The organism is Microcystis sp. M53603_WE2 (assembly GCF_030065435.1).
On the sequence record NZ_JASJFF010000487.1, the window covers coordinates 1 to 5,772 of the forward strand.

Annotated in this window: 6 protein-coding genes and 1 pseudogene; 4 read left to right on the forward strand and 3 right to left on the reverse strand. The window is 41.1% G+C overall.

The genetic code is table 11. The features are described 5' to 3' along the window. Positions 1 to 233, forward strand: a pseudogene (locus tag PX481_RS10115) (Rpn family recombination-promoting nuclease/putative transposase); the annotation flags it as partial. Here the strand turns inward: PX481_RS10115 and PX481_RS10120 are convergent. Next, positions 192 to 545 (reverse strand): hypothetical protein, encoded by a 354-nt coding sequence (locus PX481_RS10120; protein ID WP_125731968.1) that lies wholly within the window; start codon positions 543 to 545, stop codon positions 192 to 194. The pseudogene PX481_RS10115 and the gene PX481_RS10120 overlap by 42 nt on opposite strands. A 540-nt stretch (positions 546 to 1,085) precedes the next feature. Here PX481_RS10120 and PX481_RS10125 point away from each other — a divergent pair. Continuing rightward, complete coding sequence (locus PX481_RS10125) at positions 1,086 to 1,268, forward strand: DUF4164 family protein (RefSeq protein WP_002758502.1); 183 nt, start codon at positions 1,086 to 1,088, stop codon at positions 1,266 to 1,268. 24 nt (positions 1,269 to 1,292) lie between these two features. Continuing rightward, positions 1,293 to 2,645: a TIGR03279 family radical SAM protein gene (locus PX481_RS10130; protein WP_002758501.1), complete on the forward strand. Its 1,353-nt coding sequence runs from the start codon at positions 1,293 to 1,295 to the stop codon at positions 2,643 to 2,645. 115 nt (positions 2,646 to 2,760) lie between these two features. Here PX481_RS10130 and PX481_RS10135 read toward each other — a convergent pair whose 3' ends face one another. Continuing rightward, positions 2,761 to 3,555 (reverse strand): MlaE family lipid ABC transporter permease subunit, encoded by a 795-nt coding sequence (locus PX481_RS10135; RefSeq protein ID WP_012264655.1) that lies wholly within the window; start codon positions 3,553 to 3,555, stop codon positions 2,761 to 2,763. Positions 3,556 to 3,741: 186 nt separating this feature from the next. On the opposite strand from PX481_RS10135, the gene PX481_RS10140 reads away from it, so the two are divergent. After that, positions 3,742 to 4,926 (forward strand): class I SAM-dependent rRNA methyltransferase, encoded by a 1,185-nt coding sequence (locus PX481_RS10140; protein WP_002758499.1) that lies wholly within the window; start codon positions 3,742 to 3,744, stop codon positions 4,924 to 4,926. Here the strand turns inward: PX481_RS10140 and PX481_RS10145 are convergent. Next, on the reverse strand, positions 4,893 to 5,303 hold the full coding sequence (locus PX481_RS10145) for a VOC family protein (RefSeq protein WP_288094529.1): 411 nt from the start codon (positions 5,301 to 5,303) through the stop codon (positions 4,893 to 4,895). The genes PX481_RS10140 and PX481_RS10145 overlap by 34 nt on opposite strands. Positions 5,304 to 5,772 lie beyond the last annotated feature (469 nt).

Below are 5,772 nucleotides of genomic sequence, written 5' to 3' on the forward strand. Positions count from 1 at the left end.
AAGTCAGTAGAAAGGAGATAGAAGCGATGTTTAGTTTAAGTGATTTAAAACAAACTAAAGTGTATCAGGAAGCTTTAGAGGAAGGTAGAGAGGAGGGCCGACAAGAAGGCGAATTAGCAGCAAAATTAGCCTCTATTCCTCGTTTATTGGCATTAGGATTAAACTTTGAACAGATAGCACAAGCTTTAGAATTAGATATCGAACAGGTTAGACAAGCAACTCAAAGGGAATAGGAAAGGTTCAAACTTTGACAAATTGATACAATTGCTGGTGGCTATCTTTTGCCGGTAGCCATCAAGTAAAAATCGGCAACCCCGAAAATCTCTCAAGTCTTCTGTAGCTAAAGAGAAATCAAAAGTACAAACCCAATAAGACAAAATTATTCCTAATCTGCCTTCTTCTAATTCGCTGACTGCCACTATTTGATTATCAGTATTTCTTAAAACAATTGTCCCATTTTTGTATATATCCGTAAATCCGCCAGTTGCTATACACGGACTACCGACTTGCCATTGATTATTAATTGGCATTAAGTAGGGAGGCACAATTATTTGTAGGATGGGTTAGCGGTAGCGTAACATAATCGGGCGTTGGGTTTCATGCTTCAACCCAACCTACGTTCTTGCCATTGATTATTAATTGGCATTACTTGTTTAAATATTGTCATAGATCCAGTGAGAGTATTAACTGGACTAGCTATTACTGCTTACTGCATGGCAACCAACAAAAATGTGGACAAAGCTTTAATCATATACAACTTCAAAACTAATACAAATATTCCACAACGCCTTATTGTATTTTTACTGAAAATTTTTTATAACATTTTTAAATTATGTACGTTATAACTATTAAGATTATTAAACCAATCTTAGTATTTGAGTATTAATTACTTACTTTTTTGTTGGTGCTATAATATTTTTAACTTTATTTAAATAAAAGTCATGCAAAAAATACAAGTGATTCCAAGAAAAGGTAGTTCCAATTAATCTTAACCCCTAATAGGGATTGAAACTTGGAGGCAAAAATCAGCGATACTGATATTGAGATCACGATGGTGAATCCAGAAGAGATAAAGGAGAGAGAAAATGGCTAACGAAACCGTCACTGATTCCCTAGAAGCAGTTCTGACAAGGATTGAGGGGAAAATCGACTCTCTGGAAAAACGGATCGATGAGAGATTTGATCAGGTAGATAAGAGATTTGATAAGATAGAAGAACGGTTGACAAAAGTGAGATGTAGCCAAAGACTCTCTGGGAAATGCAGTTAAATAATTGGATGGCGACCTAAAAATATGAGTGAATTAACTATTCGTCCAGCTAAAATTAGTGGTGTCATCCCAGATTCGATCGCCGCCGAGGTGGGTTTTGAAATCGGGGATGCGCTCCTCTCTATCAATGGTAATCGTCCCCGGGACTTAATCGATTATCAATTTTTATGTGCCGATGAATTTTTAACCCTAGAAGTGCTTGATAGTCAGGGCAAAACTCACCGGATAGAAATCGAAAAAGATTATCATGAAGACTTAGGTTTAGAGTTTGAAACTGCCCTTTTTGATGGCTTAATTCAGTGTAATAATAAATGTCCTTTTTGCTTTATCGACCAACAACCAGAGGGCAAAAGAGAAACTTTATACTATAAAGATGATGACTATCGCTTAAGTTTTCTCTATGGCAGTTATTTAACCTTAACTAATCTCACCTCAAAAGAATGGCAGCGGATCGAAAAGATGCGAATCTCACCGCTTTTTGTGTCCGTTCATGCCACGGAACCCGATCTGAGAATTCGTCTCTTAAAAAATCCCCGCGCCGGTCAAATTTTAGATCATTTAAAATGGCTACAAGCCAGACAATTACAAATTCATGCCCAAGTGGTAGTTTGTCCCAATATTAATGATGGAATTCATCTCGAAAGAACCCTGTTAGATCTGGTTTCTTTTCATCGGGGAGATATTCCCTGTGTGGAGTCGATTGCCGTAGTTCCCGTGGGATTAACCCGCTTTCGTCCCCAAGAAGATGAATTAATTCCCGTTAGCCAAGAAAAAGCGCGAGAAGTGATCGAACAAGTCCAAACTTTACAGAAACAATTTTGTCAAGAATTGGGCAGTAATGTGGTATGGTTAGCCGATGAATGGTTTTTAATTGCCCGAGTCGATTTACCACCTCAATCTCACTACGAAGACTATCCCCAAATCGGTAACGGAGTTGGCTCGATTCGTCAATTTATTAGGGAGTTTCAGAAGACAGCCAAGAAGTTATTACCTGCTCAAATTACTCCCTCTAGACGGTTGGTATGGGTGGTGGGAAATGCGGTAGAACAAGCTTTTCAACCCCTAGTTAAACAGTTAAATAAGGTGCAGGGTTTAACCGTGGAATTAGTGGCTTTAAATAGTGATTATTGGGGACAGGAAATCACGGTTACGGGTTTATTAACCGGGCAAGATATTCTCAAAGGATTACAAGGTAAAAATCTTGGGGATGGGGTTTTATTACCCTCCCTAATGCTCAAGCATGGGGAAGCGGTATTTTTAGATGATTTCACCCTAGAAACTGTTATTAATCAGTTAGGAGTCCCTATTTATCCAGTCCTGGGAGTGGAGGAATTAATTAAAACTTGTCTCACTCTCAATCCCTTGAACAAATCCTAATCTTGAGAATAGACAATTATCAGTAATCGGTGATCAGATTTGAGTTTTTAGTGAGCGGTATTAAGTAGAAAATTGCCGTTTTCTTGGCACTGATTACTGATTACTGATTACTGTCTTAGCCTAGCTCCGCATTGCCTGTCCCTTGAAACATCAGCCAAGAGAGGAAAAAATTAGCCACAAAAATCGCTAACAAAGAAGTTACCACAGCCGTGGTAGTAGATTGACCAACTCCTTTAGCACCGCCGGTGGTGGTTAAACCCCAACTGCAACCGATAATAGCAATTAAAACCCCAAAAATTAGGGACTTTAACATAGAACTAATTAAATCCCATGTTTCCAGAAAATTTTGGGCTGATTGTAAGAATAGGGAATAGGAAATACCGTAAAGACTATCGGAAATAAATAAACCACCGAGTAATCCCGTGACTAAAGAGATAATAGTGAGCAGCGGTAACATTAAACTACAGGCAATCACCCGGGGAATGACCAAATAATCGATCGGATCGGTTTTTAAAATATATAAAGCGTCAATTTGTTCTGTTACTCGCATTGTACCAATTTCGGCGGCAAAAGCCGAGCCAACTCTCCCCGCCACCACCACCGCGGTTAAAACCGGGGCTAATTCTCTTGTTAAAGCCAAGGAAAGGACTCCCCCAACAAAACTACCCGCCCCAAAAAAAATAAATTCTCTGGCTACCTGAATAGTGAAAACCATACCCACAAAAGCAGCAGTAATTAGGGCAATTGTCAAGGATTCTGGCCCCACAATACTCATTTGTTCCAGAGTATTACGCCGGTGGATTTTGCCATTAAGAATATGTAAAAAAGTTTGTCCCGCTAACAAACCGGCAGCCCCCAAACGCTGAAACCATAAACTTAAACCACCGGCAGCATCACTTTTTCTTGGCATTTGTCGAGGGACTATCGCTAAAATCTAACTTATTATAGGCGAGAATTCCCTCTGATTATCCCTCGATTGTTGGGACTTGCTTTGATGCCACTCGATCGAGGGATAACAAACCATGGTTTTGTGCTGCTGGCAGGGGATAATAGAATTATCTAGTAGCCGTCAGCTATCAACCCTGATTCTTTATCCATGCCAGATTTAGCGAAAATTATCCTGAGAAACCATAAAATTGATGCTGTTAAACGATTCCATCCTTGGATATTTTCTGGGGCGATTAAAGAGATGGAGGGGGAAGTCAAAGAGGGTGCTATCGTAGAGGTTTATAGCGATCGAGGCGAATATCTAGCCACTGGACTGTATAATCCTAGCAATATTGCCGTTAAAATTCTTTCTTTCCAAAAAGTCAGCGATATTGCTCAATTATTTCTCGAAAAATTCCAGAATGCCTATCAGCTGCGGCAACAAATCGGTTTAGTGGATAACCCGAAAACTAACTGTTATCGTTTAATTAACGCTGAAGGAGACGGTTTACCCAGTTTAATCGTCGATTGGTACAATGGCACGGCGGTTATTCAAGCTTATTCCCTAGCTTTATACCAACGTCTCGATCTGATTGTCGATTGTCTGAAAACTATCTACGCTGACAATTTACGGGCAGTTTACGATAAAAGTGCCGCAGTTTTGGCGAAAAGCGCCCATATCTCCGAGAATAAATACTTATTTGGTCAAAAAACTGGCGATGAGGTGTTAGAATCCGGTCATCGCTTTATTATTGATTGGGAAAAGGGACAAAAAACGGGATTTTTTCTCGATCAAAGGGAAAATAGAGCAATATTAGCCCAATATTGTCAGAATAAACGGGTTTTAAACACTTTTTCTTATTCTGGCGGCTTTTCCGTCTATGCTATGCAAGCGGGGGCTGCCCTAGTCCATTCCGTTGATAGTTCCCACGGTGCGATCGATCTTACCGAAAAAAATATCGCCCTGAATAATCTCGGTGAAGTTCCCCATCAATCCTACAGCGCCGATGTTTTTAACTTCCTGCGCGACTGTCAGGAGGATTACGATCTGATTGTCCTCGATCCCCCCGCTTTTGCCAAAAGTATCCAATCCCGTCATCAGGCGGTTATGGCTTATAAAAGATTAAATCACCAAGCTTTCCAGAAAATTCGCCCCCAAGGTATTATTTTCACCTTTTCCTGTTCCCAAGTGGTTAACGAAGAACATTTTCAGGGGGCTGTCATGGCTGCCGCCATTGAATCGGCTCGCCCAGTGCGAATTTTAGCACGTTTAAGCCAACCGGCGGACCATCCCACCAGTATCTATCATTCGGAAGGTTCCTACCTGAAAGGATTGGTTTTAGCGGTGGATTGATGGAAAATTAAACGATTACCATCCGGATCATAGATGTAGATTTCCGGACCGTGGGAAGCCTGGCTAATTTCTCCCCTAGCACCATAGCCGATTTCGCTCCAATGCTCGAGGGCTTTTTCGAGACTCTCCACCTCGAAACAAATGCTCATGCCACTGCCCCTAGAATCGCTAAATTCCTCTCTGTGGGACTCTTTAGGGCAAAAAAGACCTAATTTAAGGTTAATCAGCCTAAATTCCGCATAAACGTGGGCAAGGTAGGGGTTTGGTTCCTGTTGCAACAGTTGACGATAAAACTGCACCGAGCGATCAAAATTACTCGTGCCTAGGGCAATAAAAGCCTCTGTGTAATTGAATGGACTATCGGGGGGGTTATTCATTGGGGTTGGGGATTAGGAGAGGGGAGATTGCCCAAAAGATCTACTTCAGTGCGGTGAAGATGTCAAGTCCCTTGTACTGCCAATAGTAGTCGCGTCCATTGCCAGACTTTCTATCTCCCTCGGTATTAAGCTCTTTAAAATACCTATATCTGCAAGTCCCCTGGGGTTTCCATCCGATCGAGGATCACCCTGAGCGTTCATCCGATCGAGTGATTTTGGGGAAAAAGTGTTAAAAAAGATTGCTGTTTGTAAAGACAACTGTTACCGTGGGTTCAAGAGTGCGCTTTGAAGGAGGAAAAATCCCATGCACCCTAACCTATCCATCTATCCCTCGATTGCTTCGCTACTTATGTAGGGTTTGCTGAATAAATCTAAAAACCTTGTTGGATAGGGTTTTTAGACTTGTTTTCCCTCAAACAGTGCCGACCTTTGGAGTGATTGGGGGGAAAATTCCGGGACTTTTTCCCTG